This is a genomic window from Nosocomiicoccus sp. HMSC059G07 (genome assembly GCF_001815515.1).
Classification (GTDB): domain Bacteria; phylum Bacillota; class Bacilli; order Staphylococcales; family Salinicoccaceae; genus Nosocomiicoccus; species Nosocomiicoccus ampullae_A.
Map to the genome: position 1 here is coordinate 1 of NZ_KV820879.1, position 279 is coordinate 279.

The following is a 279-nucleotide window of genomic DNA, read 5'->3' on the forward strand; positions in this document are numbered from 1 at the left end:
TCGGTAAAATTAACTTAGACGAGTTTGCGATGGGTTCTACAACTGAAACGTCTTATTATAAGAAAACGACAAACGCTTGGAGTACAAAGCTCGTTCCAGGTGGGTCATCAGGTGGTTCTGCAGCAGCAGTTGCAGCAGGATTTGTGCCAGCAGCACTCGGTACTGATACTGGAGGATCTATTCGTCAACCCGCAAGCTTCAACGGTGTCGTTGGTATGAAACCAACGTACGGAAGAGTGTCACGCTTTGGTGGCATTGCATTCGGTTCATCATTTGACA

1 protein-coding gene is annotated in these 279 nt (G+C 47.0%); it reads left to right on the top strand.

All coding sequences use genetic code 11. The features are described from left to right. The coding region (locus HMPREF3029_RS08385; RefSeq protein ID WP_246830717.1) for an amidase family protein at positions 1 to 279 on the top strand (279 nt) is incomplete at both ends.